We start from the raw sequence: 26,882 nt of genomic DNA, 5'->3' as shown, positions 1-26,882 counted from the left end.
CGAACACGGAAGTTAAGCTCTCCAGCGCCGATGATAGTTGGGGGCTCTCCCCCTGCAAAAGTAGGACGCGGCTGGGTCACCCGGCACCACCAGACGGTGGTGTCTTTTTTTGTGTTTCCGCACGGACACACGTTGTCCGGCGGAAAGCAGGAGCCGAGCCGTTCTTCTTATAAAAGAAGCATGTCCAGCTGCAGGTAGGGATGTGGCAGTTCAATCCGCTGTTACACACACCGTTCGTTTCTGTTAATAGAGCTTCTACGCTCATCGGCAGAAGCTTGCCGTGGGCTTGTCTTCCAGCCGGGCGCTGTTTGCACGGCTGTAGAGCATGAGCGGAGCCGGCCTTTGGTTTGAGCCGCAGGGAAGCGATCTTCTGCCATGCGGCGCGGCCGCGCGGAGCCATGCTTCTTCAATCGAAGCGTTGTCCAGCTAGCTATATCCCCTCTGATTCCTTCACCCCCTGGGAAAAGAAAGCGGAGAGCCGCTGCTTTTTTCCAGGGCGTCCGGCACCTCTGCCTTTTCTGTGTTCCTCCATCTTCGCTATATTCTCTGCTCCCCTTTGAAATTTAATGATTAGATTTCGTTCTGCAGTGGAAAGAGAGAAGTACGTCTTTCTTCCGGGTGGTACATAAGCAAACCCCTTGCACTTCAATCAAAGTTGAGTATAATAAAATTAAAGTCAAATATAGTCAAAGTCAGAAACGAACGACTACCGTTTCTGCTGACAGCAGGGAGGGGGATGCGATGAGAAATATATCAGATGTCATTGAGCAGTATTTAAAGCAGGTTATTGAAAAAAATGAACAGGCTTTGATTGAAGTGAAACGGAGTGAACTGGCGAACCGTTTTGACTGTGTGCCGTCCCAGATTAACTATGTCATCCGCACCCGCTTTACAGAGGAAAAAGGATATGTCGTGGAAAGCAAACGGGGCGGCGGCGGATATATACGCATTATTAAGATAGAGTTTGATCACCGCGGCGATTTGTATGACCAGCTCATTGAAATGATCGGCGTTTCTCTTCCACAGCAGGCAGCAGAAAATATCATTCTTCGTCTTCTGGAGGAAGAAGCGGTGACAGATAGAGAGGCCAAGCTGATGAAGTCAGTCATTGACCGGGAAGTACTGACGATTCCACTTCCGGCAAGAGACCAGTTCCGGGCCCGCCTTATGACGGCAATGATCCGGACGCTCAAGTACAAAATGTCAAACGAATAAAGGAGGGAAAACCATGCTTTGTCAGGAATGCCAGGAGCGCGAGGCATCGCTTCATTTCACGAAAATAATCAATGGCGAAAAGACAGAAATGCATCTCTGCGATGTCTGTGCGAAGGATAAAGGCGATTACCTCCCCGGCGGAAAAAGCTTTTCGATTCATCAGCTTCTTTCCGGACTGCTGGACTCCGGGCAGAAGTTTTCCCAGTCGCAGGAGAAAAAAGAACAGCGGCCGGAGCTTACCTGCGGAACATGCGGTATGACGTATCGGAAATTCGCAGAAATCGGCCGCTTTGGCTGTGCTGACTGCTATACGCATTTTGATCAGAAGCTGGACCCGATTTTCCGCCGTATTCATGGTGGCAATACCCGGCACGCAGGAAAAATTCCAAAGCGTAAAGGAAAAGATATGCATCTGTACCGGGAAATAGAGGAATTAAAGCAGGAAATGCAGAAACAGATAGCAGAAGAAGAATTTGAAGCTGCAGCGGACCTCCGCGATCGAATCCGGGAGCTGGAGAATTCCCTTAAAGAGAAGGGAGGGGATGCATCATGACGCTGAAGTCATTCATTCACGAAGCGATCAGCCCGTGGATGAAGAATGAAGGACCGGAATCGGATATTGTTATCAGCAGCCGGGTCCGGCTGGCCCGAAACCTTGAACACGTTCCATATCCAATCGCAGCTTCTCCGGACCAGCTGGCAGAAGTCGTCAACCAGGCGGGTGAGCTTATAGGTGACGGCAGTCATGACCGTTTCGGCAGGTTGTCCTTAGTTCCGATGGAGGAGCTTACGAGTAATGAAAAACGGATTCTCGTCGAAAAACATCTGGTCAGCCCGAATTTGACGGAGGAGAAAGAAAACCGCGCGGTGATTTTAAGCGAAGATGAATCACTCAGTGTGATGGTTAACGAAGAAGATCACTTCCGCATTCAATGTCTTCTCTCCGGCTTTCAGCTCGAGCAGGGAATGGCCTGCGCGAATGATATGGATGACTGGATGGAGGAGAAGCTTGATTTTGCGTTTGATGAACGAAGAGGCTATTTAACCAGCTGTCCGACGAATGTCGGCACAGGCCTCCGCTCTTCGGTCATGATGCATCTGCCGGCGCTCGTGCTGACGAAGCAGCTGAACCGGATCCTTCCGGCTATTAACCAGCTGGGGCTGGTTGTCCGGGGCATATATGGCGAAGGCAGTGAAGCACTCGGCAATTTATATCAGATTTCCAATCAGACGACGCTCGGCGGAGAGGAAGCGGACATTATTAAAGATTTAAGCAGTGTCGTTTCCCAGCTGATTCAGCATGAGCGGGATGCAAGAGACCAGCTGCTGGAGCAGTCCCGGCTGAAGCTGGAGGATAAAATCTACCGCTCCTACGGTATTCTTTCCTACAGCAGACGAATGGAAACGAAAGAGGCAATGGAGCGTTTGTCAGACGTCCGCCTCGGCATTGACCTCGGCATTATTGAGGAAGTGTCCGGCGGTATTTTAAACGAACTGATGGTCATTACACAGCCCGGCTTTCTCCAGCAGTATGCCGGAAGATCTCTGACTCCGGCAGAGCGGGATGAGCGGCGGGCTTCGCTGATCCGGGAACGGATTAATCTTGAAAATACAGAAGAAATTTCTGATGGAGGTGCAGACGCATGATGTTTGGACGATTTACAGAACGAGCGCAGAAAGTGCTGGCGCTGGCGCAGGAAGAAGCGGCGCGTCTCGGGCACAGCAATATTGGTACAGAACATATTCTGCTTGGACTTGTACGTGAAGGGGAAGGGATCGCAGCCAAAGCCCTGACCGGCCTCGGTCTCGGAGCGGAGAAAATTCAGACCGAAGTGGAGAATCTGATCGGCCGCGGCGAGGAAGTAACAAAGCAGATTCATTACACGCCGCGTGCGAAGAAGGTTATTGAGCTGTCCATGGACGAAGCACGGAAGCTCGGCCACTCCTATGTCGGCACAGAGCACATCCTTCTCGGTCTGATCCGTGAAGGCGAAGGAGTCGCAGCACGGGTGCTGAACAACCTCGGTGTCAGTCTGAATAAGGCCCGCCAGCAGGTGCTTCAGCTTCTCGGAAGCAGTGAGAACAACAACGGCCAGCAGCAGTCTGCGAGCAGCGCTTCCAATGCAAGCACGCCGACACTGGACGGTCTGGCGAGAGACCTCACAGCGATCGCCAAAGAAGAGCAGATCGATCCGGTTATCGGGCGGGCGCAGGAAATTGAGCGTGTCATTCAGATTCTGAGCCGGAGAACGAAAAACAACCCTGTCCTGATCGGGGAACCGGGTGTCGGTAAAACAGCCATTGCTGAAGGGCTTGCCCAGCAGATCGTCAACAACGAAGTGCCGGAGATTCTCCGGAACAAGCGTGTCATGACGCTCGACATGGGTACGGTCGTTGCCGGTACGAAATACCGCGGGGAATTTGAAGACCGCTTGAAAAAAGTGATGGAGGAAATCCGTCAGGCCGGAAACGTCATTCTGTTTATTGATGAGCTTCATACGCTGATCGGTGCAGGCGGCGCAGAAGGTGCCATTGACGCTTCCAACATTCTCAAACCATCTCTTGCACGCGGCGAACTTCAGTGTATCGGTGCTACAACGCTGGATGAATACCGCAAATATATTGAAAAAGACTCTGCACTGGAGCGCCGGTTCCAGCCGATTCAGGTTAATGAGCCGACCGCAGACGAATCCGTTCAGATTCTGGGAGGACTGCGTGACCGTTATGAAGCACACCACCGTGTGACGATTACCGATGATGCGATCGATGCCGCAGTGAAACTGTCCGACCGCTATATTTCCGACCGTTTTCTCCCGGATAAAGCGATTGACCTGATCGACGAAGCTGCATCCAAAGTCCGTCTGCGCTCTTATACGGCGCCGCCGAACCTGAAAGAAAAGGAACAGGAGCTGGAGGAGCTGCGGAAGGAAAAAGACGCAGCGGTTCAGAGTCAGGAGTTTGAAAAAGCAGCGTCGTTCCGCGATGATGAGCAGAAACTCCGTGAAGAGCTCGAATCCTTGAAGGATCAGTGGAAAGAAAAGCAGGGGCAGGAGAACTCGGAAGTAACAACAGAGGATATCGCTGCCGTTGTCGCAACGTGGACCGGTATTCCGGTGAGCAAGCTCGCCGAAGAGGAAACCGACCGCCTGCTGCGCATGGAGGAAATTCTCCATAACCGTGTCATCGGCCAGGATGAAGCCGTCACCGCTGTTTCCAAAGCAGTACGCCGGGCCCGTGCCGGACTGAAAGATCCGAAGCGTCCGATCGGCTCCTTTATTTTCCTCGGCCCGACCGGTGTCGGTAAAACGGAACTTGCCCGGGCAGTGGCAGAATCTCTCTTCGGTGAGGAAGATGCCATCGTACGGATTGATATGTCCGAATACATGGAGAAGCATACAACGAGCCGTCTCGTCGGTTCCCCTCCAGGGTATGTCGGCCACGAAGAAGGCGGTCAGCTGACGGAGAAAATCCGCCGCAAGCCGTACTCCGTCATCCTGCTGGATGAGATTGAAAAAGCGCACCCGGAAGTATTCAACATTCTGCTTCAGGTGCTGGAGGACGGTTTCCTCACGGATTCCAAAGGCCGCCGCGTCGATTTCCGGAATACGGCGATCATTATGACGTCGAACGTCGGTGCAAGCGTCCTGCGTCAGGAAAAGAGCCTCGGCTTCACTGCCCAGCGGCAGGAAGAGAAGTACCAGGACATGAAAGGGAAAGTGATGGGCGAGCTAAAGAAGTCGTTCCGTCCGGAGTTCCTGAACCGGATCGACGAAATCATCGTCTTCCATTCCCTGGAAAAGCAGCACATCAAGCAGATTGTCTCGCTGATGGCAAATGAACTGAAGAAGCGCCTGCTGGAGCAGGGCATTGACTTCGAATTAACCGAAGCGGCGAAGACGAAGATTGCCGATGAAGGATTCGATCCGGAATACGGGGCCCGTCCGCTGCGCCGCGCTCTTCAGAAGCAGGTGGAGGACCGCCTGTCGGAGGAGCTGCTGAAAGGTGCCATTACGAAAGGGCAGAAAGTAAAGCTCGGCATCCGCGACGGCGAATTCTACGTCTCGACGACGGAAGAATCCCCGACGCCATCCAACTAAACTGCAAAAAACCAAGCCGTCCCATTTTGGGGCGGCTTGGTTTCGTTGTTACGGTTTATAGAAAAGATTGTAGAGGAGGGTGACGACCTGCGAACGTGTGGCTGGTGATTCCGGGTCGAATTTATTGTTCCCGACACCGGCGATCACATCCGCGCGGGTGAGGACGTCCACGGACTCCTCCGCCCATTCGGCATCGACGTCTGTCATCGTCTGATCATTCTTCTCCGTCAGCTCGGTGCCGGTCAGCTCGGCCAGGCGGTACAGCAGGACAGCGATTTCCTGACGGGTAATCTCTTTATTAGGAGCGAAAATGCCGTTCCCCTGGCCCTGGAGCAGGCCGGAAGCGGAAGCAGTTGTAACTGCTTCCTCAAACCAGATACCGTCCTCCACATCAGCAAACGGATGATCCGTTCCTTCCGGCAGGTTGTCGATCATACGGGTTAAAATCGTCGCGATCTCTGCTCGGGTGATGTTATTCTCCGGACGAAACGTCCCATTATTATATCCGCCGACAAAGTCACTTGCCGCAAACCTTCCGATGACGGCATTATTTTCCACATCCGTAAAGGATTCCGATGCGGTCGACAGCGGCAGTGGAGAAACGTCCGCCGGCTGCAGCAGGGAGGCGGCGATATAAACGGAGCGGTCTTCTGTCCCAAGCGGCTGCACTTCGTGCCATAAAAAGTGCTGATTTTCCCGCTCGTCATACACTACCGGGTCTTCGATCGTAAAGAAGGGTCCCTGTACGTCGTCCTCTGTACCGAAGCCGGTACTGGGACCTCCCCGGATGTTCGCTCCCGATGATACTTTCACGGCATCTCCTTCTCCGCGGAAAAAGGCGCTTTCCGTCGTGAAGGAAGGCTCCAGTCTGTCCGCAGTCACCGACAGACCGACGCCTTCTTCCGTATAATCAAGGTCTTCCAGCGTGACGGAAAACGTTCCCGTCTCCAGGTTTGAATCCATGCTGTTCACTGTCGAGAAGACGCCTTCCTGATACGCGTTCAAGTTCGTTTCCCCGCTGTCGCTGTAAATCGGGCTGTTTACCTGAACGAGGCCGTTGTAGGCCATCACCGGAAAATACCACGCTTCCAGATCGGTACGCTGTGCGCCGGTTTCCGGGAGCAGTCCGCCGGTCCAGCCGTACTTTTCTTCTAAAATATCCAGTCCGGCGCTGATGTTGTAATCGATGTCGGTCAGAAGCCGTTCCTCATCGTACACAGCCGCTTCACCCGGTGTTACCTGCATCAGACCGAGCCCGCCGTCTTCGGAGACGACCGGTTCGCCGTCCACCGTCTGGCGCCATCCGGATTCCGCGTAGGCGACGGCTTTGACGATTTCCGGAGGAATGTTCCGCTCCATCGCGGCTTCGGTTAATTTCATTTCGATTTCCTTTGCTGAATACTCCTCTGCCGACGCACCGGCCGCTGGTGTCATCACGGCTGCTGCCGCCAGGCTGATCCATAGGTTCCGCTTTCTCATGTTATGTACCCCTCTCTTTTCCTTCATTATTTCCGCATTATTCCAGTGTATCATAGGAAGAATGCCACCAGGGTGGACGCGTCTTCCGGAAAAAAGATTCGCTTTTTTTACGTATTTTTTCAAATTCGCGCAGAATCCCCGCAAAACAGGCTTCAGGCAGCTTCTCTGTTTCCTATTTCCATAACACTCGTGCTAAAATAAAAGGATGGAAACCAACGGAGGAAAGGAGGAGACAGATGGCGAAACAGAAAACGAAATTTGTCTGTCAGGAATGCGGCTACGAGTCTGCGAAGTGGATGGGAAAATGTCCCGGATGCCACCAGTGGAATACGTTTGTCGAAGAAATGGAAGCCTCCCCGAAAACGAAGCGGCGCGGCTTTGTCACAGGGGACGGCCCGCGGCGGGTAAAGCCGGAGCCGATTACGAAAATTGAGCGGCGCGAAGAAGCGAGAAGCAGCACACATATAGATGAGTTGAACCGCGTCCTCGGGGGCGGTATTGTACCAGGCTCGCTCGTTTTGGTCGGAGGCGACCCGGGCATCGGGAAATCGACCCTGCTGCTGCAGGTATCTGCCAAGCTTTCCGAAAACAAAAAACGGGTTCTGTATATATCCGGGGAGGAGTCGGTCCGGCAGACGAAGCTGCGCGCCGACCGTCTCGGTATTCAGGAGGATGAATTGTTCGTCCTGGCGGAAACGGATGTCGCGGTGATCGAGCAGGTGATTGAAGAAGTGCAGCCGGCGCTTGTCATTATCGACTCGATCCAGACGGTGCATCAGGAAGAAGTAACGAGCGCGCCGGGAAGTGTGTCGCAGGTGCGGGAGTGTACGTCGGCGTTTATGCGGATTGCCAAAACAAAAGGAATCGCCATTTTCCTCGTCGGGCACGTCACGAAGCAGGGTGCGATTGCCGGACCGCGGATTCTCGAGCATATGGTGGATACTGTGCTGTACTTCGAAGGCGAGCAGCATCATACATACCGGATTCTGCGGGCCGTGAAAAACCGGTTCGGCTCGACAAACGAGATCGGTATCTTTGAAATGAAAGAAAGCGGGCTGGAGGAAGTGCTGAATCCGTCGGAAATCTTTCTTGAAGAGCGGTCAGCCGGCGCAGCCGGTTCGGCGGTTGTCGCTTCCCTCGAAGGAACGAGGACGGTGCTCGTGGAGATTCAGGCGCTGATTTCCCCGACGAGTTTTGGAACACCGAGGCGGATGGCCACGGGTATCGACCACAACCGGATCTCTCTTATTATGGCCGTTCTTGAAAAGCGTGTCGGGATGATGCTGCAGAATCAGGATGCCTATATTAAAGTTGCTGGCGGCGTCAAACTGGATGAGCCGTCGATTGATCTGGCGATTACCGTCGCGATTGCATCCAGCTTCCGGGATACGGCAACAGAGGCCGGAGACGTCATCATTGGCGAAGTCGGCCTGACCGGGGAGGTGCGCCGGGTCTCCCGCGTAGAGCAGCGGGTCATGGAGGCAGCGAAACTTGGTTTTACACGGGTCATTGTACCCGAGAAATGTCTGGAAGGGTGGGATCCGCCGTCATCGATACAGGTCGTCGGAGTCCGTACCGTAAGTGATGCACTCGAAGTGACGTTAGGAGGGAAGACACGTGGAACACCATCGTTTGAGTTATGATGAACAGTTTATTCAGGAAGTGCTGCGGCTCGTAGCTCCGGGTACGAAGCTGCGTGAAGGCATCGATAACGTTCTCCGCGCCAACACCGGCGGACTGATCGTTCTCGGCTACAACAATGAGATGATGAATATCGTCGACGGCGGCTTTTTTATCAACACCGATTTCTCCCCGGCGTATTTATATGAACTTGCCAAGATGGACGGGGCGATCATCTTAAGTGAAGACGGCAGCCGCATTTTGTACGCCAATACGCAGCTTGTCCCGGAAAACACGATTGAATCAACAGAAACCGGCATCCGGCACCGGACCGCGCAGCGCGTGGCCCGTCAGACGGGAAACCTAGTCATTTCGATTTCCCAGCGGAGAAATGTCATTACACTGTACCAGGGGGAGTACCGCTATTCCCTTAAAGATATCGGCGTCATTTTAACGAAAGCGAACCAGGCGATTCAGACGCTGGAGAAATACCAGTCGGTCCTCGACCAGAGCATTACGAATCTCGGTGCCCTGGAATTTGAGGAACTGGTGACGTTCCAGGAAGTCTCCCAGGTGATGCACCGCATTGAAATGGTTCTCCGCATTAAGAGCGAAATTTTAAACTATGTCAATGAGCTCGGGGACGAAGGGCGCCTTATATCGATGCAGCTGGAGGAGCTCGTCATGAATACGGAGCAGGAGGCACGTCTCCTCGTAAAAGATTACATGTATGAAGCAGATCACAGTCCGGGAGAGATGCTGAAGAAGCTGAAGCGGCTTTCCAATGAAGAGCTTCTGGAGGATAATGTGATCGTCAAACTTCTCGGCTACAGCCGGATTACCAACCTGGCCGAGTACGGTGTCAGTCCGCGGGGGTACCGGATCCTCAGCAAGATTCCGCGGATTCCGATCCGTGTCATCGACAACCTCGTCGACCGGTTCGGGGAACTGCAGCATATTACGCGTGCGAGCATCGAGGAGCTCGATGATGTCGACGGTATCGGGGAAGCCCGGGCGAAAAAAATCAAAGACGGACTAACCCGGATCCAGGAGCAGCTGTTCATTGACCGGCATATATAAATCGTTGACACAGATCGCTGCATAAAGGTACAATGTAGGATTATCTAAATTGACAGAAAAATCACAGAATGGTACAGTGTAGGCGTATCATATACAAAACTTGTAAACGAGACAGCATGCCGGCTGCAGATAATTGTTTTTTGTCAGGAAGGAAGTCGTTTCGTGAGTTTAATAAAGGAGGTGGCCGTATGCTGCATAAAATGATTCTCGCCGTCATACTGTTTGTCGGAGGAACGCTCGGGTATGTCTTCATGCCGGATTTAATTATGGCGCTTCCGTTTGATGTGCCCGCATGGGCCGGCGGAGAGGTGGCAGGTGCGCTTGCAGGTGCAATTATTCTATTTGCTTCTTTATACTGGTTCACAGACAACATCACCGGCCTGATCCGCTATGTGGAAGAAAGTCTGATGAAAAATCCGGTGACCGATCTCCTTTTCGGGACAATCGGACTGCTCGTCGGTCTGGCACTGGCTTTTTTAATCTCCGTGGCACTGATCAGCCTGGAGATTCCGGTCGTCAGCTCGCTTCTGCCGATTCTTTTAACACTGTTCTTCGGCTATCTCGGTTTCCGTATCGGCTTTCAGAAGAAAGATGAGCTGCTGAATCTGTTTCCTATCGGCCGCGGCGGCGCCCGGGCGAAAGCAGGAGACGCACCGGCGGAAACGCCGCCGGTACCGGAGCGGCGCATGAAAATTCTTGATACGAGCGTGATCATCGACGGTAGAATCGCGGACATCTGTCAGGCGGGATTTATCGAAGGAACGCTTCTCATTCCGGAATTTGTACTCGAAGAGCTCCAGCATATTGCCGACTCCTCCGATGTGTTAAAACGCAACCGCGGCCGGCGCGGGCTGGATATTCTCAATAAAATCCAGAAGGAACTGGACGTGGATGTCGAAATCTACGAAGGCGATTTTGAAGAGATCCACGAAGTCGACAGCAAGCTCGTGAAACTGGCGAAGCTGCTGGACGGCTATGTCGTAACAAACGATTTTAACCTCAACAAAGTCTGTGATCTGCAGGGTGTTCCGGTACTGAACATCAACGATCTGGCAAACGCAGTGAAGCCGGTCGTCCTTCCGGGAGAAGAGATGGCCGTGCAGGTCATTAAAGACGGCAAAGAGCATAATCAGGGCGTTGCCTATCTCGATGACGGAACGATGATTGTTGTGGAGGAAGGCCGCACGTATATCGGCAAGACGATTGAAGTCGTGGTCACAAGCGTCCTGCAGACGTCGGCCGGCAGAATGATTTTTGCCAAGCCGAAAGCGGCAGAAAGAGGCGCCGTGTAATCCGGAAGAACGCTCAGAATGACGGAGAGAGAAAAGGACGTATATTCATGACATCAGCTTATCAGGTGATTCTGCTGGCAGCAGGCCAGGGAAAACGGATGAAAGCAGGACGAAATAAACAGTTTCTTACGCTCGGCGGACTGCCGCTTCTGCAGCATACGGTCCGCGTGTTTGAACGGGACCCGTGGTGCCGCCGGATGTATCTCGTCATCAATCCCGCAGAGGAAGAAGACATCCGGCGTCTCGTCGAGGCAGAGCGTCCGGCGACACCGGTCGAGTATGTGGAAGGCGGAAAAGAACGTCAGGACAGCGTGCACAACGGCCTTCGAGCGGTGAAAGGAAGCGCCGGGGAACTCGTGTTTATCCACGATGCCGCCCGACCTTTTGTCACGGAGGCAGAACTGCACGCGCTCGCGCTGCGGACAGAAGCAGACGGCGCTGCGATTCTTGCAGCTCCGGTAAAGGATACGGTAAAAGAAGTGGACGGAGAGAAAATTACCGGCACCACGGACCGCTCCCGTCTCTATGCCGCGCAGACTCCGCAGGCATTTAAGCTTTCGATTATTCAGGAAGCACACGAAAAAGCAGCCGAATCCCGTTTTCTCGGGACAGACGATGCGAGCCTCGTGGAAGCGTGCGGCAGGGACGTACATATTGTCGAAGGAAGCTACGAGAACTTTAAAGTGACGACCCCGGAGGACCTTCTGTTTGCAGAAGCGGTGCTCCGGCGGCGGATGGAGGCAGACAGCGAATGAGAATTGGACAGGGATTTGACGTACATCAGCTGACAGAAGGGCGCCCGCTTATCCTCGGCGGCATCACCATACCGCATGATAAAGGGCTGCTCGGCCATTCCGATGCGGATGTACTGCTGCATACGATTGCCGATGCCATCCTCGGCGCACTCGGCGAAGGAGACATCGGACGCCATTTTCCGGACACCGATCCGGCTTTTAAAGACGCCGACTCGGCAGCGCTTCTCACCCACGTCTGGGCGATGGCGAAAGAGCGCGGCTATACGCTCGGCAACATCGACTGCACAATTATGGCAGAGAAGCCGAAAATGGCGCCGTACATTCAACAGATGCAGGAGCGGATCGCCTCCCTTCTCGAAGCGGAAGCGCCGCAGGTGAACGTGAAAGCGACGACAACAGAGAAGCTCGGCTTTACCGGGAGAGGGGAAGGCATTGCCTCGCAGGCAGTCGTACTGCTGGCAGACCGGCCTGTATCGTAAACAAAAAAACAGCAGACCGGGAGAGTTTCCCGGTTTTTCCTGCTGAAACGAGCAGCACATGCTACAATAGAGAACGACTTTTTTAAGAGAATAGGAGCGATAGTATGAGCAGACAGGTACGTGTCCGTTTTGCCCCGAGTCCGACCGGACATCTTCACATCGGCGGCGCGCGGTCAGCACTGTTTAATTATTTATTTGCCCGTCACCACGGGGGATCGTTTGTGATCCGGATTGAGGATACCGATCAGGCACGAAACGTAGAGACAGCGACAGAAAAATTGATGGAAAGCATGCGCTGGCTCGGCATTGACTGGGATGAGAGCATGGATAAAGGCGGGCCGTACGGGCCGTACCGCAGCATGGAGCGCCTCGATACGTATCAGCGCTTCATTGACCAGCTTCTCGACGAAGGCAAAGCCTACCATGATTACATGACGACCGAAGAGCTGGAAAAAGAGCGGGAAGAGCAGCTTGCCCGCGGAGAGACACCAAAGTACAGCGGCCGGGACCGTTACCTGACGGAAGAGCAGAAGAAATCCTACGAAGCAGAAGGCCGTCGTCCGGTCGTCCGCTTTCACGTACCGGAAGGAAAGGAAATTCACGTGCCGGATGCCGTACGCGGGGACGTCACGTTTGATTCGGAAGGTATCGGGGACTTTGTTATTGCAAGACAGGACGGCATTCCGACATACAACTTTGCTGTCGCCATCGATGACCACCTCATGGAGATCAGCCACGTGATCCGCGGGGAGGAGCATTTGTCGAACACGCCGCGTCAGGTGCTTATCTATGAAGCGCTCGGCTTTGAGGTGCCGGTGTTCGGTCATGCCTCGCTGATCTTAAACGAAGACCGTCAGAAAATGAGTAAACGGGATGAATCGATTATCCAGTTTGTGGAGCAGTACCGCGAACTCGGCTACCTGCCGGAGGCGATCGTCAATTTCATCGCGCTTCTCGGCTGGTCTCCGGGCGGAGAGGAAGAGATTCTGACACTTGAAGAGCTGACGGAAGCATTCACGCTCGACCGTGTCATTAAAGCGCCTGCGGTGTTTGACACGCAGAAGCTGGAGTGGATGAACAACCAGTACATGAAAGAAGCGGACCCGGACCGTGTAGCGGACCTCGCCATTCCTCATCTCGTGGAGGCAGGACGTATTCCAGCGGAGCGGAATGAAGAGCAGGAGGCCTGGGTACGCGAATTGACGGCCCTGTATCAGGAGCGGATGAGCTACGGTGCCCAGATTGTCGAGATGACAGAGTTGTTCTTCCGGGAACAGATCGATTATAATGAAGAAGCACAGGACATTCTGTCAGAAGAACAGGTGCCGGAAGTCATGGCTTCGTTTAAAAAGATGATTCAGGAGCAGGGCGAGTGGACGCCGGAAGCCGTGAAGCAGTCGCTGAAGGCGGTACAGAAGGAAACCGGCCACAAAGGCAAAAAACTGTTCATGCCGGTCCGCGTTGCTGTAACCGGTCAGGTACACGGCCCGGACCTGCCGAAGACGATCGTCCTTCTCGGACGGGAAAAGGTTATCTCCCGACTCACTCCGCTTGCCGGAGAATCATAAATAGAGCTATATCTCGTGCACGCCGGACGAAGTACAGCAGAACCCTCCCCAGAGAGAGCCGCCGCGGCTGGAAGCGGCTCAGGCCGTTCTGCTTGAAATGCACCCGGCACAGCTGTGCACAGCATCATCCAAAGCGGGGGCAGCATGCCCCAAGCAGAGTGGAACCGCGCCGAAAAAGCGTCTCTGTGCCTCACGAGGGCACCGGGGCGCTTTTTTTAAATACTGGAGAATAAGAAGAGCATGAAAGGAGGAACACCATGTTCCGAACACTTAAAAACGATGTGGATGTCGTGCTGGAGCGGGACCCCGCCGCACGCAACCGTCTGGAAGTGATGCTGACGTATTCGGGTGTCCACGCCATCTGGGCCCACCGGGCTGCACACTTTCTCTGGAAGAAAAAATTGTATTTCTTCGCCCGGTTTCTTTCCCAGGTGAGCCGGTTTTTTACCGGGATTGAAATTCACCCGGGTGCCCGGATCGGCCAGCGGCTGTTCATTGACCACGGCATGGGGGTGGTCATCGGGGAAACGTGTGAAATCGGGGACTCCGTCACCATCTTTCAGGGCGTTACGCTCGGCGGGACCGGAAAAGAAAAAGGAAAGCGTCATCCGACGCTCGAGGATCATGTGCTTGTTGCCTCCGGTGCCAAAGTGCTCGGGTCGATGCGTATCGGGAAGCATTCCAGAATCGGGGCCGGCTCTGTCGTACTGAAAGAAGTACCGCCGAACTCGACTGTCGTCGGGATCCCGGGCAGAATCGTCGTTCAGGACGGGGTGAAAGTCGGCGATGACCTCGACCATATTAACATGCCGGACCCGGTAGCCGATAAGTTCCGCCAGCTGGAAAAAGAAATGATCCGGCTGAAGCGGGAAGTAAAAGAACTCAAAGAAACGAACCGAGAGAAAGGAAAGGTGTGATGCCTTCATGGCGATTCAGCTTTATAATACATTGACACGACAGAAAGAACCCTTCGAACCGATCGAAGAGGGGAAAGTTTCCATGTACGTCTGCGGACCGACCGTCTACAACTATATTCATATCGGCAATGCCCGCCCGGCGGTCGTTTTTGATATGGTCCGGCGCTACTTTGAATACCGCGGCTATGACGTGAATTATGTTTCCAACTTTACAGACGTTGATGACAAAATCATCAAAGCAGCGGAGGAAATGGACGAAGACGTGATGGCCATCGCGGAGCGGTTTATCGAAGCCTATCACGAAGATACCGGCGCGCTCGGTGTAAAAAAAGCCGATCTGCACCCGCGGGTGACGGAGACGATGCCGGATATTATTACATTCATCGATAAATTAATTGAAAAAGGCTACGCCTATGCCTCCCAGGGCGATGTCTACTTCCGCACACGCCGTTTTGACGGGTACGGCAAGCTCTCGCACCAGTCCGTCGATGACCTGCAGGCAGGCGCCCGGATCGAGGTCGGGGAGAAGAAGGAAGACCCGCTTGATTTCGTTCTCTGGAAAGCAGCGAAAGAAGGAGAGATCTCCTGGGAGAGTCCGTGGGGCGAAGGGCGACCGGGCTGGCACATCGAGTGCTCGGCGATGGTGAAAAAATACCTCGGCGAGACGATCGATATCCACGCCGGCGGCCAGGACCTGTCTTTTCCGCACCATGAAAATGAAATTGCCCAGTCGGAGGCGCTGAACGAGAAGAAGATGGCGAACTACTGGATTCATAACGGCTACATTAATATCGACAATGAGAAAATGTCCAAGTCACTCGGCAACTTCATTCTCGTCCACGATATTATTCAGGAATTCGATCCCGAAGTCGTGCGCTTCTTTATCGTGAACGCCCATTACCGCAGTCCGATCAACTTCAGCGACGAACAGCTCTCGAGTGCGGCTGCAAGCCTGGAGCGGATCAAGACCACGTATGAAAACATCCGTTTTCGTCTGGAGGAGACCGTGGGGCTCGGAGAAGACGAAGACTCCTGGAAAACGCTCATCAGTGAGCACCAGCGCCGCTTTATCGAAGCGATGGACGATGACTTCAACAGTGCGAACGCTGCGGCTGTTCTATTTGATCTCGTCCGCCAGGCGAACCGCTATCTGCAGGAAAAGCACGTCAATAAAGACGTGCTCACCGCCTTTTTAACGGAATTCGATGACATGGCGTACGTACTCGGCATGGAGCTTGGAAAGAAAAACGATATGCTCGATGCGGATATCGAAAACCTGATCGAAGAGCGGGAGGAGGCACGCCGGACGCGCCAGTTCCAGCGGGCCGATGAAATCCGGGATACGCTGCAGGAGCAGGGAATTATCCTGGAGGACACGCCGCAGGGAACGAGGTGGAAGCGCGCATGAGTGATATGCGTCTAGGCCGCACGGTGACTGAACCAAAGCAGCTGAATGCGCTGGCACTTGCCTACATGGGAGACGGCGTACTCGATATGTATGTCCGGTACCGCCTTCTCTCGGAAGGAAAAGTCCGGCCGAACCGTCTGCACCGGGAAGCGACGCGCTACGTCTCTGCAAAAGCACAGGCAGGCATGCTGGACGCGGTGTTTGAAAACGACCTTCTCACGGAAGAGGAGGAGGCGGTCGTCCGGCGCGGTAAAAATGCCAAATCCGGTACGATTCCGAAAAACACAAGCCGAAAAACGTACCAGAGCAGTACAGCGCTTGAAGCGCTGATCGGTTATTTATATTTAATTGAAGAGGAGGAGCGGATGGATGAACTGATCCGCTTCTGTCTCGATCACGTGGAACGAAAGGAGGAACATACCAATGGCTGAAGATTACGTTGCCGGGAAAAACCCGGTGCTGGAAGCACTCCGGAGCGGACGCTCCATTCATAAAGTGCTGATTCAGGAAGGAACCGGCCGCATGGGGGAGATCGTCAAGCTGTGCCGCGACAAGAAAATTCAGGTGCAGCAGGTGCCTCGGCAGAAGCTCGATCAGATTACGAAAGAAACGCATCAGGGCGTCATCGCCTATGTTGCCGTCCATGAGTACGCCGAACTGGATGATTTGTTCGCGGCCGCTGAAGCCCGCGGGGAAGAACCGTTTTTCATTCTGCTGGATGAGCTGGAGGATCCGCACAATCTCGGATCGATTCTCCGGACGGCGGATGCCTGCGGCGCCCATGGCGTGATTATACCGAAGCGGCGCTCCGTCGGATTGACATCGACAGTGGCGAAAGCCTCCGCCGGCGCGATGGAGTACGTACCTGTCGTGCGTGTGACAAACCTGGCGAAAACGATGGCTTCCTTAAAAAAGCAGGGGCTCTGGTTTGCCGGAACGGATGCGTCGGGAGAGGTGGACTACCGTCAGGCGGACTACGATATGCCGCTTGGACTGGTCATCGGCAGTGAAGGCAGTGGCATCAGCCGGCTTGTACGGGAGTCATGCGACTTCCTCGTCCGGCTGCCGCTTCTTGGAAAGGTTACCTCACTGAACGCCTCCGTCGCCGCATCGCTTCTCATGTATGAAGTGATCCGGCAGCGCGGAACGGACGGAGCCGGATCGTGATGAAAGGACTCTTGTTCGTCGACGGCTACAACATTATTGGTGACTGGCCGGAGCTGAAAGCGCGCCAGGAGACAGATCTTGAAGGCGCGCGCGATGAACTGATTGAAAAAATGGCGGAATACCAGGCCTATACGGGTATCGAGGTCACGATTGTCTTCGATGCCCACATGGTACCGGGTCTCGGGAAGAAATACCGCCGCTACGATATCGGCATCGTCTACACGAAAGAAAATGAAACGGCAGACGAGCGTATTGAAAAACTAGTGAATGAAACGCTCCGCGTCGACCGCCAGATTTATGTGGCTACGTCCGATTTCGTCGAACAGCGGGTCATTTTCGCAAGCGGGGCCTACCGGAAATCCGCCCGGGAGCTGCGTACGGAAATGAACCAGATCGAAAAAGGAATACAGTTCGAAGTAGAAGAGACGAAGCGGACAGCAGCACGGACAAAACTGCCGATTTCGAAGGAAATGGCAGAACTTTTTGAAAAATGGCGCCGCGGAAAGCGGTAACACATTGACGTTTTCCTTTTTTATCTAGTATACTTGTGGTACTATCAGGAGCGTTTTATCCATAAAAGCAGTGCTTGGATTCCCTGAAGAATCGAATTGTCGGAGGGATTGCCGTGGCCGTAGATCTCGTTCAAACAGACCGGTATCAGAAGTATCATGAGGCGGATGATGAAACCTTGGTTCGGTATGTACGCGAAGGAGACAGCGGGGCCCTTGAGCATTTGATTACCAAGTACAAAAAGTTTGTCCGGATCAAGGCGCGTCCGTACTTTCTCGTCGGCGCCGACCACGAGGATATCGTGCAGGAAGGGCTGATCGGTCTGTACAAGGCCATCCGGGATTTTCAGGGGGATAAACAGTCGTCGTTCCGTGCATTTGCGGATCTCTGCATCGGCCGCCAGATTATTACGGCGATTAAAACAGCGACGAGGCAGAAGCACATTCCGCTCAACTCCTATGTCTCTCTCGATAAGCCGATCTACGATGAGGATAACGAGCGGACGCTTCTCGACATCCTCTGCGGCAGCGGCACGCTCACACCCGAGCAGATGCTGATTCATCAGGAGGACTCAAAAGCAGCGGAAGTAAAGATGAGTGAGCTGTTAAGCCCGCTGGAGCAGGAAGTGCTGTTTCAGTACCTGGACGGCCGGACGTACCAGCAGATTTCCGAAGATCTGAACCGGCACGTCAAATCGATCGATAACGCGCTGCAGCGGGTGAAGAAAAAAATGGAGCGGTACGTGGACCTGAAAGAATTTCCGTTTCCCGACACTCAGTAACGATGCGTGTAAGCCGCGTCCCGTGCGCCGGAATCCCCGGCCCGGGACGTTTTTTCTACCGGAGGGGGAGCCGTGCATCCGCAGGGTGGGCCGCATGCAGACAGAAATGTCCGGCGCATTCTCTCTGCCGGAGCGTCATTGACGGAGAACAGCTCCTGTGATAAATTCAACTAGTATGTAGACGTGTAGGGAGGGAGAAAGCAATGCAGAAGACAACCCTCGCCTGTACTATTTGTCTGACACGGAATTATACGACAACGAAATCGGCAAACGATCAGCACAAACGACTGCAGATAAAGAAGTACTGTACGACATGCGGGAAGCATACCTTACATGCGGAAACCCGTTGAAGAGAGGAAGGTGAACGTATTGGCACAGAAAAACCCGGTTGCATTTCTTAAAGAAGTAACGACAGAGATGAAGCGCGTCACATGGCCGACAGGAAAAGAACTCCGTAAATATACAGGAGTCGTGGTCGCAACGGTGGCATTCATGGCTGTTTTCTTCGCAGCTTCTGATTTTGTCATTTCGTCCCTGCTGCAGCTTATTACGAACTAACGACAGGCCGCGGCCTGAAATCTGGATTGAAAAAAAGGAGGGACGACAGGGATTCCCTGACACCTTATGGAGAAAAACTGGTATGTAGTACACACGTACTCCGGCTATGAGAACAAAGTAAAAACGAACCTGGAAAAGCGCGTCGAGTCCATGGATATGGTCGATAAAATTTTCCGCGTGCTCGTTCCTGTAGAGGAAGAGACGGAAATTAAAAACGGAAAAAGCAAACAGGTGACGAAAAAAGTATTTCCCGGCTATGTCATCGTGGAAATGGTCATGACAGACGATTCCTGGTACGTTGTCCGGAACACGCCGGGTGTAACAGGATTTGTCGGCTCCACCGGCGCAGGATCGAAACCGACGCCGCTTCTTCAGGAAGAGGCAGACACCATCCTCCGTCAGATGGGTGTGGAAGCACCGCGTCATGAAGTGGACTTTGAACTGAAAGAGCCGGTCAAAGTAAAAGAAGGTCCGTTTGCGGATTTCACCGGAACGATCGAAGATATTTCTGCCGAGAAGCAGAAGCTGAAAGTCCACGTCAATATGTTCGGCCGGGAGACACCGGTGGAGCTGGACTTCAATCAAGTAGAAAAAATATAAATCTGTCACGAAAAGTCCTTGTCAATCAGGAACTGAAGTGATAGAATTTGAATGTTGCTATGGAACGTGGACATTTTGTTCACGTTTTTCCTGCGAAATCGCAGGTTTTTTGAGTGGGAGAGCGCAGAAACGCTCGCTGGACCACATCACGGACTTAAGGAGGTGTGTCGCGTGGCAAAGAAGGTTATTAAAGTTGTCAAACTGCAAATTCCAGCTGGGAAAGCGAATCCAGCACCGCCGGTAGGACCTGCACTAGGTCAAGCGGGGATAAATATCATGGGATTCTGTAAAGAATTCAACGCTCAGACGCAGGAGCGGGCTGGTCTTATCATTCCGGTTGAAATCACCGTATTTGAAGACCGTTCTTTCACATTCATTACGAAGACTCCGCCGGCTGCGGTTCTTCTGAAGAAGGCAGCAGGAATCGAATCCGGTTCCGGTGAGCCGCACAAGAACAAAGTCGCTTCGGTTAAGCGTGATCAGGTGCGTGAGATCGCTGAAACAAAAATGCCTGACCTGAACGCAGCTGATGTAGATGCAGCTATGCGCATGGTTGAAGGTACAGCCCGAAGCATGGGAATCACGATCGAAGAGTAAGCTGAGTATTAAATGATCCCAGAGGTTGCGGATCCTCCCTGTTTCGGCACAGGATCGCAACCTTTATCATGTCTTTTCATCTTCGGAAAAGGCAGGGCTGGTTCAAAGGACGTCAGGAAAGGCATCCGGTCGTTTTCCGAGGCAGACAGCCCGTGCCGGTGAAGAAAACAGAAATCCGGTTGATACCCGCGTCCGGGGGTGCTCCGCATCTCCACAGCAGTGGGAGGTTTAACCGCTAAAACCACAACGAGGAGGAACTAACATTGGCTAAAGTAAGCAAAAAGTACGAAGATGCGCTGAAGATGGTTGACCGCGACAAAGCGTACAGCCCGTCTGAAGCAGTAGAACTCGTACAGAAAACTGCAAGTGCAAACTTTGATGAGACCGTTGAGCTTGCTGCCCGTCTCGGTGTTGACCCGAAGAAGGCAGACCAGCAGATCCGCGGCGCTGTTGTACTTCCGCACGGCACTGGTAAAACCCAGCGCGTTGCTGTTTTCGCAAAAGGCGAAAAAGCGAAGGAAGCAGAGCAGGCAGGTGCTGATTTTGTAGGTGAGGAAGATCTGATCAACCAGGTACAGCAGGGCTGGATGGATTTCGACGTTGTTGTTGCAACGCCGGACATGATGGCTCAGGTTGGTAAGCTCGGCCGTGTACTCGGACCACGTGGTCTGATGCCGAACCCGAAAACAGGCACCGTTACATTTGATGTAACGAAAGCAGTGGAAGAAATCAAAGCAGGTAAAGTAGAGTACCGCGTGGACAAAACCGGTAACCTGCACGTACCGATCGGAAAAGCGTCTTTTGATCAGCAGAAGCTGGAAGATAACTTCCGTGCGATGATGGACACCATTGTAAAAGCGAAGCCGCAGGCAGCAAAAGGAACGTACATCAAGAACGTTTCTGTTGCAGCAACAATGGGACCTGGCATCAAAGTATCGACGAACGAATTCAAACTGTAGTTGACAGCCGCTTTTCAGCGGGTTATACTACTGGTTGTGAATCTAATAGATCATACCGTAGACAGCAGGGGCCTCCGGGCTTAAAGATTCCCTGCCGAGGTGTCAGGCGATAAAGCACAGCTTTTCAAGCAGTGCATATGAACGCGTGCCTCCATGTCTGCGGATGTGGAGGCATTTTTATGCCTCCGCACCCTGGACAGCCAGGTATGAATTGAATCGTACGTACAGGAGGTGTCATGAATGAGCGCAGTGATTGAACAAAAGCAGCAGGTGGTTCAGGAAATCACGCAGAAGCTGAAGGACAGCAAATCCACGATCGTTGTGGACTACCGTGGTCTGGATGTAGCGGAATCAACCGAGCTCCGCAAGCAGCTCCGCGAAGCCGGCATTGACTTCAAAGTGTATAAAAACACAATGGTCCGCCGTGCTACAGCAGAAACAGGTCTTACCGACCTCGACGAGCAGCTTGCCGGGCCGACAGCGATCGCTTTCGGTTACGACGATGTCGTAGCTCCTGCAAAGATCCTCAACAACTTTGCTAAAGAGCACGAAGCCCTCGAACTGAAAGCCGGCGTTATCGACGGTGAGGTTGCAACGCTGGACCAGATTAAAGCACTGGCAAACCTTCCTTCCTACGAAGGACTGCTTTCCATGTTTGCAAACGTCCTGCAGGCGCCAATCCGCGGACTGGCCATCGCAACGAAAGCCGTTGCCGACAAGAAGGAAGAAGAAGAGAGCGCGTAAGCTGACCGTTAAGGCAGCGTCATAAATTATTTTATAGGAGGCAACAATCATGACAAATCAAGAGATTATTGATGCGGTCAAGGAAATGTCCGTACTCGAACTGAACGATCTTGTAAAAGCAATTGAAGAAGAGTTTGGTGTAACAGCAGCAGCGCCGGTAGCAGTAGCAGGCGGCGGAGAAGCAGCAGCTGAAGAGCAGACTGAATTTGACGTAGTACTTGAAGACGCTGGTTCTTCCAAGATCGGCGTAATCAAGATCGTACGTGAAATCACTGGTCTTGGCCTGAAAGAAGCAAAAGCACTTGTTGATGGTGCTCCGTCCCCAGTTAAAGAGGGCGTAGAGAAAGAAGAAGCAGACGAAATGAAAGCAAAGCTCGAAGAAGCAGGAGCGAAAATCGAGCTCAAGTAAGCGCTCGTTATCGAAAAGGCTCGTTTCGGAGATTCTCCGGGACGGGCCTTTTTTCTACCGCGGAAGAAAAACGGTTCTGTGAAACGAAGGAAGGGGGATATCGGCGTGAGTGAACACTATTACTCCCGGCGTCCGGGAACGGAAAGCCGGAAAGAAACAATCGAACTGGATATAAGCGGAAAGAGCATGCCGTTCTGGGTGGACCGCGGCGTGTTTTCGAGAGGCGGGCTTGATTTCGGATCCCGGCTGCTGCTGGAATCGTGGGAAGCACCTTCTGTGGATGGACCGGTACTGGATGCCGGCTGCGGCTGGGGGCCGCTCGGGCTCACGATTGCATCCTGGTGTCCGGAGCGGGAAGTAGTTCTCGTGGATATCAATGAACGGTCGGCCGAATTGTCCAGAGCGAACGCCGAACGGCAGCGCCTCGGAAATGTGACCGTCCGTCAGCAGAACCTGATGGAGGGAGAAGAGCCGGGCACCTATGCAGCGGTTGTCACCAACCCGCCGATCCGTGCCGGTAAAGACGTCGTTTTCCAATTGTACGAAGGGGCGTGGGAAGTGCTCCGGCCCGGAGGTGTATTGTACGTCGTTATTCAGAAGAAGCAGGGGGCACCGTCCACGAAGCAGAAGCTTCAGGACCTCGGCTTCCATGTGGAGACAAAAGCAAAGTCGAAGGGATATTTCATCTTTGCTGCAGAAAAAACATTGACGTAGGTAATGCGCTGTGTTAATGTTATTTAATGCGTATGAATACGATAATAGGGGTATTGCGCCCTTCTGTCGCAGCGTCAGTAATCGAATCAGCAGTTGAATATGGAAATACGTAGAAAAAGGGTGAGTGTACACAAACGATCAATGTAGAGGAATTTATGCATGAGGAATCGTTCCGAACCCTTTTTTTCTTTGTTTCCGGAGTTTAATCACCGCACCGCGTCTACATTATATCCTCTGTGTTCAGGAGCTGCAATCCAATCTGACACATTCCACAATGCGCGAAACATGAAACATGCTGTCAGTCAAAGGCCGTTTTCCGGTCTTTTGATGATAAAAACGTTAGTCTTGAGGGGTGAATGAGTTGACAGGTCAACTAGTTCAGTATGGTCGCCACCGCCAGAGAAGAAGCTATGCCCGGATCAATGAAGTGCTGGATCTGCCCAACTTGATTGAAATTCAGACAGCTTCCTACGACTGGTTTCTTGAAGAAGGTATACAGGATATGTTCCAGGATATTTCTCCAATTGAGGATTTCACTGGAAATCTTGTGCTTGAATTTGTTGGATACAGCCTGGGAGAGCCAAAATACCCGGTTGATGAATCCAAAGAGAGAGACGTCACCTATTCCGCCCCGCTGCGGGTAAAAGTCCGTCTCATTAATAAAGAGACCGGGGAAGTGAAGGAGCAGGAAGTCTTCATGGGGGATTTCCCTCTGATGACCGATACCGGTACCTTTGTCATCAATGGTGCAGAGCGCGTTATCGTTTCCCAGCTCGTCCGCTCGCCGAGTGTGTATTTCAGCAAGAAATTTGATAAGAACGGAAAGAAAGGCTTCACCACCACTGTTATTCCAAACCGTGGTGCATGGCTGGAGCTGGAAACGGATGCCAAGGACGTCGTGTATGTCCGGATCGACCGTACCCGGAAGATCCCGGTAACGGTTCTTCTGCGTGCGCTCGGGTTCGGCTCCGATCAGGAAATCATCGATCTCCTCGGAGAAGATGAATACCTGCGCAACACACTGGAAAAAGACAACACCGACGGTTCGGAGAAGGCGCTTCTTGAAATTTATGAGCGTCTCCGCCCTGGTGAGCCGCCGACGGTAGAGAGTGCGAGAAGCCTTCTGGAATCCCGTTTCTTTGATCCGAAGCGCTACGATCTTGCCAACGTTGGACGGTACAAAATGAACAAAAAGCTTCATATTAAAAACCGCCTGTTCAACCAGCGCCTTGCAGAAACGCTTGTGGATACGGAAACAGGAGAGGTTCTTGCAGAAGAAGGAACGCTTGTGGACCGCCGTGTGCTGGACCGCCTTATTCCTTACTTTGAGCAGGGTGTCGGCCTGACGCGCTACAACCTTCAGGGCGGCGTCATTGATGACGAAGATGTCGATGTACAGACGGTCATGATCTACTCCCAGACACAGGAAGAAGACACGCCGATTAAAGTCATCGCCAACGGTCAGATCGATAAGTCGATTAAAAACATTACGCCGGCGGACATCGTCTCCTCCATCAGCTATTTCTTCAACCTGCTGCACGGCGTCGGCAATACCGATGACATTGACCACCTCGGAAACCGTCGTCTGCGTTCTGTCGGAGAGCTTCTTCAGAACCAGTTCCGCATCGGTCTTTCCCGTATGGAACGTGTCGTACGTGAGCGTATGTCCATTCAGGATGCGAATATGATTACGCCGCAGGCGCTGATCAATATCCGTCCGGTCATTGCGTCGATCAAAGAGTTCTTCGGAAGCTCCCAGCTTTCCCAGTTCATGGATCAGACGAACCCACTGGCAGAGCTGACGCACAAGCGCCGTCTCTCGGCACTTGGACCCGGCGGTCTGACACGTGAGCGTGCCGGCTTTGAAGTTCGAGACGTACACTACTCCCACTACGGGCGTATGTGTCCGATTGAAACACCGGAAGGACCGAACATCGGTCTGATCAACTCGCTTTCCTCTTTTGCGAAAGTGAATAAATTCGGATTTATCGAGTCTCCGTACCGCCGTGTGAATCATGATGAAGAGATTGTCACGCGGGAAGTGGACTACCTGACAGCGGACGAAGAGGACAACTACGTCGTCGCCCAGGCAAATGCGAAGCTCGACGAAGAAGGCCGTTTTGTAGATGAGAATATTATCTGCCGCTTCCGTGGTGAGAACATCATCGTTGCCCGTGACCGGGTTGACTACATGGACGTTTCTCCGAAGCAGGTAGTTTCTGCTGCAACGGCTTGTATTCCATTCCTTGAAAACGACGACTCCAACCGTGCCCTGATGGGTGCGAACATGCAGCGTCAGGCGGTACCTCTTCTGGAGCCGCATTCGCCGCTTGTCGGTACCGGTATGGAATACGTTTCCGCCAAGGACTCCGGTGCAGCAATCGTTGCACGGCATCCGGGCCGCGTGGAACGCGTCTCTGCCGATCATGTCGATATCCGCGAGATCAAGGAGATCGACGGTCGTGAAGTGGAAGGCGACATCAAGCGCTACAACATGACGAAGTTCGAACGCTCCAACCAGGGTACCTGCTACAACCAGCGTCCGATTGTATCGGAAGGCATGGTCGTAGAAAAAGGAGAAATCCTGGCGGACGGCTCCTCCATGGAAAAAGGGGAGATGGCTCTCGGCCAGAACGTTCTCGTCGGCTTTATGACATGGGACGGCTACAACTACGAGGATGCGATCATTCTCAGTGAGCGTCTCGTCAAAGATGACGTATACACGTCGATTCACATTGAGGAATACGAGTCGGAAGCCCGCGATACGAAGCTCGGGCCGGAAGAAATCACGCGCGACATTCCAAACGTCGGCGACGATGCGCTCCGGAACCTCGATGAGCGCGGTATTATCCGCGTCGGTGCGGAAGTGAAAGACAGCGATATTCTCGTTGGTAAAGTAACGCCGAAGGGTGTCACAGAGCTGACTGCAGAAGAGCGTCTCCTCCACGCCATTTTCGGGGAAAAAGCCCGTGAAGTACGTGACACTTCCCTCCGCGCTCCGCACGGTGGAGACGGCATCGTACTGGATGTGAAGATCTTCAACCGGGAGGACGGCGATGAGCTGCCACCGGGTGTCAACCAGCTTGTGCGTGTCTATATCGTACAGAAGCGGAAGATTCACGAAGGGGATAAAATGGCCGGTCGTCACGGTAACAAAGGTGTTATCTCAAAAATCCTTCCGGAAGAGGATATGCCTTACCTGCCGGACGGTACGCCGATCGACATCATGCTGAACCCGCTCGGTGTTCCATCACGTATGAACATCGGTCAGGTACTCGAGCTGCATATGGGAATGGCTGCACGTCAGCTCGGACTCCATATTGCCACACCGGTATTTGACGGAGCGAACGAGGAAGATGTCTGGTCGACGATCGAAGAAGCCGGCATGGCCCGCGACGGAAAAACCGTCCTCTACGATGGCCGTACCGGTGAACCGTTTGACAGCCGTGTTTCTGTCGGCGTCATGTATATGATCAAACTGGCACACATGGTGGACGACAAGCTTCACGCACGTTCCACCGGACCATACTCTCTCGTCACGCAGCAGCCGCTCGGTGGTAAAGCACAGTTCGGTGGCCAGCGTTTCGGCGAGATGGAGGTATGGGCACTGGAAGCCTACGGTGCTGCCTACACGCTTCAGGAGATTCTCACAGTGAAATCCGATGACACGATCGGCCGTGTGAAAACATACGAAGCGATCGTCAAAGGGGAAAATGTACCGGAGCCGGGAGTACCGGAATCCTTCAAGGTACTGATCAAAGAGCTGCAGAGTCTCGGTATGGACGTCAAGATGCTTTCAAGCAATGATGAAGAAATCGACATGCTGGAAATTGACGAGGAAGAAGAGCAGGCGAACGAAAAGCTGAACCTGAACCTCGAATCAGGCGAGTCGAACGCGTAACCGGTCAATTCGAATGCTGAAAGGGAGGTTGG

General features: G+C 53.2%; 26 protein-coding genes, 1 rRNA gene and 1 other annotated feature. Of the genes, 26 read left to right on the top strand and 1 reads right to left on the bottom strand.

Annotated features, from left to right (window positions below):
• From rrf to clpC, 5 genes are all read left to right on the top strand, one after another.
• Positions 1-77: ribosomal RNA gene (rrf, locus tag C6I21_RS16910) — 5S ribosomal RNA — on the top strand; the annotation flags it as partial.
• Positions 78-741: 664 nt separating this feature from the next.
• The gene (locus tag C6I21_RS14160; RefSeq protein ID WP_105960131.1) at positions 742-1,215 is read left to right on the top strand and encodes a CtsR family transcriptional regulator; all 474 of its coding nucleotides are present in this window, start codon (positions 742-744) and stop codon (positions 1,213-1,215) included.
• A 13-nt stretch (positions 1,216-1,228) separates the two neighbouring features.
• Positions 1,229-1,768, top strand: coding sequence for a protein-arginine kinase activator protein McsA (gene mcsA, locus C6I21_RS14155; RefSeq protein ID WP_105960130.1), 540 nt, complete (start codon positions 1,229-1,231; stop codon positions 1,766-1,768).
• Positions 1,765-2,862 carry a protein-arginine kinase McsB gene (mcsB, locus tag C6I21_RS14150; protein WP_105960129.1) on the top strand — a complete coding sequence of 366 codons (1,098 nt, stop codon included), beginning with the start codon at positions 1,765-1,767 and terminating at the stop codon, positions 2,860-2,862. Before mcsA ends, mcsB begins: the two co-directional genes overlap by 4 nt.
• Positions 2,859-5,312, top strand: a complete 2,454-nt coding sequence (gene clpC, locus C6I21_RS14145; protein WP_105960128.1) for an ATP-dependent protease ATP-binding subunit ClpC — start codon at positions 2,859-2,861, stop codon at positions 5,310-5,312. Before mcsB ends, clpC begins: the two co-directional genes overlap by 4 nt.
• A 48-nt stretch (positions 5,313-5,360) precedes the next feature.
• Here the strand turns inward: clpC and C6I21_RS14140 are convergent, their stop codons facing one another.
• Positions 5,361-6,791 (bottom strand): S-layer homology domain-containing protein, encoded by a 1,431-nt coding sequence (locus C6I21_RS14140; RefSeq protein ID WP_181186267.1) that lies wholly within the window; start codon positions 6,789-6,791, stop codon positions 5,361-5,363.
• Between the two features lie 236 nt (positions 6,792-7,027).
• On the opposite strand from C6I21_RS14140, the gene radA reads away from it, so the two are divergent.
• The 21 genes from radA (at position 7,028) to rpoB (ending at position 26,850) form a co-directional block, all read left to right on the top strand.
• The gene (radA, locus tag C6I21_RS14135) at positions 7,028-8,434 is read left to right on the top strand and encodes a DNA repair protein RadA (protein WP_105960126.1); all 1,407 of its coding nucleotides are present in this window, start codon (positions 7,028-7,030) and stop codon (positions 8,432-8,434) included.
• Positions 8,409-9,491 (top strand): DNA integrity scanning diadenylate cyclase DisA, encoded by a 1,083-nt coding sequence (gene disA / locus C6I21_RS14130; RefSeq protein ID WP_105960125.1) that lies wholly within the window; start codon positions 8,409-8,411, stop codon positions 9,489-9,491. Before radA ends, disA begins: the two co-directional genes overlap by 26 nt.
• 188 nt (positions 9,492-9,679) lie before the next feature.
• Positions 9,680-10,783, top strand: a complete 1,104-nt coding sequence (locus tag C6I21_RS14125) for a PIN/TRAM domain-containing protein (protein ID WP_105960124.1) — start codon at positions 9,680-9,682, stop codon at positions 10,781-10,783.
• A 47-nt stretch (positions 10,784-10,830) separates the two neighbouring features.
• Complete coding sequence (ispD, locus tag C6I21_RS14120) at positions 10,831-11,538, top strand: 2-C-methyl-D-erythritol 4-phosphate cytidylyltransferase (RefSeq protein WP_105960123.1); 708 nt, start codon at positions 10,831-10,833, stop codon at positions 11,536-11,538.
• On the top strand, positions 11,535-12,017 hold the full coding sequence (ispF, locus tag C6I21_RS14115) for a 2-C-methyl-D-erythritol 2,4-cyclodiphosphate synthase (RefSeq protein WP_105960122.1): 483 nt from the start codon (positions 11,535-11,537) through the stop codon (positions 12,015-12,017). Before ispD ends, ispF begins: the two co-directional genes overlap by 4 nt.
• A gap of 104 nt (positions 12,018-12,121) precedes the next feature.
• Positions 12,122-13,585, top strand: coding sequence for a glutamate--tRNA ligase (gltX, locus tag C6I21_RS14110; RefSeq protein WP_105960121.1), 1,464 nt, complete (start codon positions 12,122-12,124; stop codon positions 13,583-13,585).
• A gap of 257 nt (positions 13,586-13,842) precedes the next feature.
• The gene (epsC, locus tag C6I21_RS14105; RefSeq protein WP_105960120.1) at positions 13,843-14,502 is read left to right on the top strand and encodes a serine O-acetyltransferase EpsC; all 660 of its coding nucleotides are present in this window, start codon (positions 13,843-13,845) and stop codon (positions 14,500-14,502) included.
• Between the two features lie 7 nt (positions 14,503-14,509).
• Complete coding sequence (cysS, locus tag C6I21_RS14100; RefSeq protein WP_105960119.1) at positions 14,510-15,910, top strand: cysteine--tRNA ligase; 1,401 nt, start codon at positions 14,510-14,512, stop codon at positions 15,908-15,910.
• A gap of 5 nt (positions 15,911-15,915) precedes the next feature.
• Positions 15,916-16,341: a Mini-ribonuclease 3 gene (locus tag C6I21_RS14095; RefSeq protein ID WP_105960139.1), complete on the top strand. Its 426-nt coding sequence runs from the start codon at positions 15,916-15,918 to the stop codon at positions 16,339-16,341.
• The gene (gene rlmB, locus C6I21_RS14090; RefSeq protein WP_105960118.1) at positions 16,334-17,077 is read left to right on the top strand and encodes a 23S rRNA (guanosine(2251)-2'-O)-methyltransferase RlmB; all 744 of its coding nucleotides are present in this window, start codon (positions 16,334-16,336) and stop codon (positions 17,075-17,077) included. Before C6I21_RS14095 ends, rlmB begins: the two co-directional genes overlap by 8 nt.
• Entirely contained in the window at positions 17,077-17,589 is a 513-nt protein-coding gene (locus C6I21_RS14085; RefSeq protein WP_105960117.1) for an NYN domain-containing protein, read from the top strand. The genes rlmB and C6I21_RS14085 overlap by 1 nt, the downstream gene beginning before the upstream one ends.
• Before the next feature lie 113 nt (positions 17,590-17,702).
• On the top strand, positions 17,703-18,368 hold the full coding sequence (gene sigH, locus C6I21_RS14080) for an RNA polymerase sporulation sigma factor SigH (protein ID WP_105960116.1): 666 nt from the start codon (positions 17,703-17,705) through the stop codon (positions 18,366-18,368).
• Between the two features lie 203 nt (positions 18,369-18,571).
• The gene (gene rpmG / locus C6I21_RS14075; protein ID WP_105960115.1) at positions 18,572-18,718 is read left to right on the top strand and encodes a 50S ribosomal protein L33; all 147 of its coding nucleotides are present in this window, start codon (positions 18,572-18,574) and stop codon (positions 18,716-18,718) included.
• A complete protein-coding gene (secE, locus tag C6I21_RS16805; protein ID WP_105960114.1) occupies positions 18,702-18,926 on the top strand; it encodes a preprotein translocase subunit SecE in 225 nt (74 codons plus the stop codon). Before rpmG ends, secE begins: the two co-directional genes overlap by 17 nt.
• Before the next feature lie 66 nt (positions 18,927-18,992).
• Complete coding sequence (nusG, locus tag C6I21_RS14065; protein ID WP_105960113.1) at positions 18,993-19,526, top strand: transcription termination/antitermination protein NusG; 534 nt, start codon at positions 18,993-18,995, stop codon at positions 19,524-19,526.
• A gap of 171 nt (positions 19,527-19,697) precedes the next feature.
• A complete protein-coding gene (rplK, locus tag C6I21_RS14060; protein WP_142393271.1) occupies positions 19,698-20,123 on the top strand; it encodes a 50S ribosomal protein L11 in 426 nt (141 codons plus the stop codon).
• A gap of 263 nt (positions 20,124-20,386) precedes the next feature.
• On the top strand, positions 20,387-21,082 hold the full coding sequence (gene rplA, locus C6I21_RS14055) for a 50S ribosomal protein L1 (RefSeq protein ID WP_105960112.1): 696 nt from the start codon (positions 20,387-20,389) through the stop codon (positions 21,080-21,082).
• Between the two features lie 37 nt (positions 21,083-21,119).
• Positions 21,120-21,269, top strand: a sequence feature (ribosomal protein L10 leader region).
• A gap of 53 nt (positions 21,270-21,322) precedes the next feature.
• Positions 21,323-21,826, top strand: a complete 504-nt coding sequence (rplJ, locus tag C6I21_RS14050; protein ID WP_105960111.1) for a 50S ribosomal protein L10 — start codon at positions 21,323-21,325, stop codon at positions 21,824-21,826.
• A gap of 49 nt (positions 21,827-21,875) precedes the next feature.
• Positions 21,876-22,235: a 50S ribosomal protein L7/L12 gene (gene rplL, locus C6I21_RS14045; protein ID WP_105960110.1), complete on the top strand. Its 360-nt coding sequence runs from the start codon at positions 21,876-21,878 to the stop codon at positions 22,233-22,235.
• Between the two features lie 105 nt (positions 22,236-22,340).
• Positions 22,341-22,949, top strand: coding sequence for a class I SAM-dependent methyltransferase (locus tag C6I21_RS14040; protein ID WP_105960109.1), 609 nt, complete (start codon positions 22,341-22,343; stop codon positions 22,947-22,949).
• A 361-nt stretch (positions 22,950-23,310) separates the two neighbouring features.
• The gene (rpoB, locus tag C6I21_RS14035) at positions 23,311-26,850 is read left to right on the top strand and encodes a DNA-directed RNA polymerase subunit beta (protein ID WP_105960108.1); all 3,540 of its coding nucleotides are present in this window, start codon (positions 23,311-23,313) and stop codon (positions 26,848-26,850) included.
• Positions 26,851-26,882: the final 32 nt, after the last annotated feature.

Source organism: Alkalicoccus urumqiensis, from assembly GCF_002993335.1.
GTDB lineage: Bacteria > Bacillota > Bacilli > Bacillales > Salisediminibacteriaceae > Alkalicoccus > Alkalicoccus urumqiensis.
Note: the sequence above shows the minus strand (reverse complement) of the source record. Positions and strands in the feature narration are given on the sequence as shown.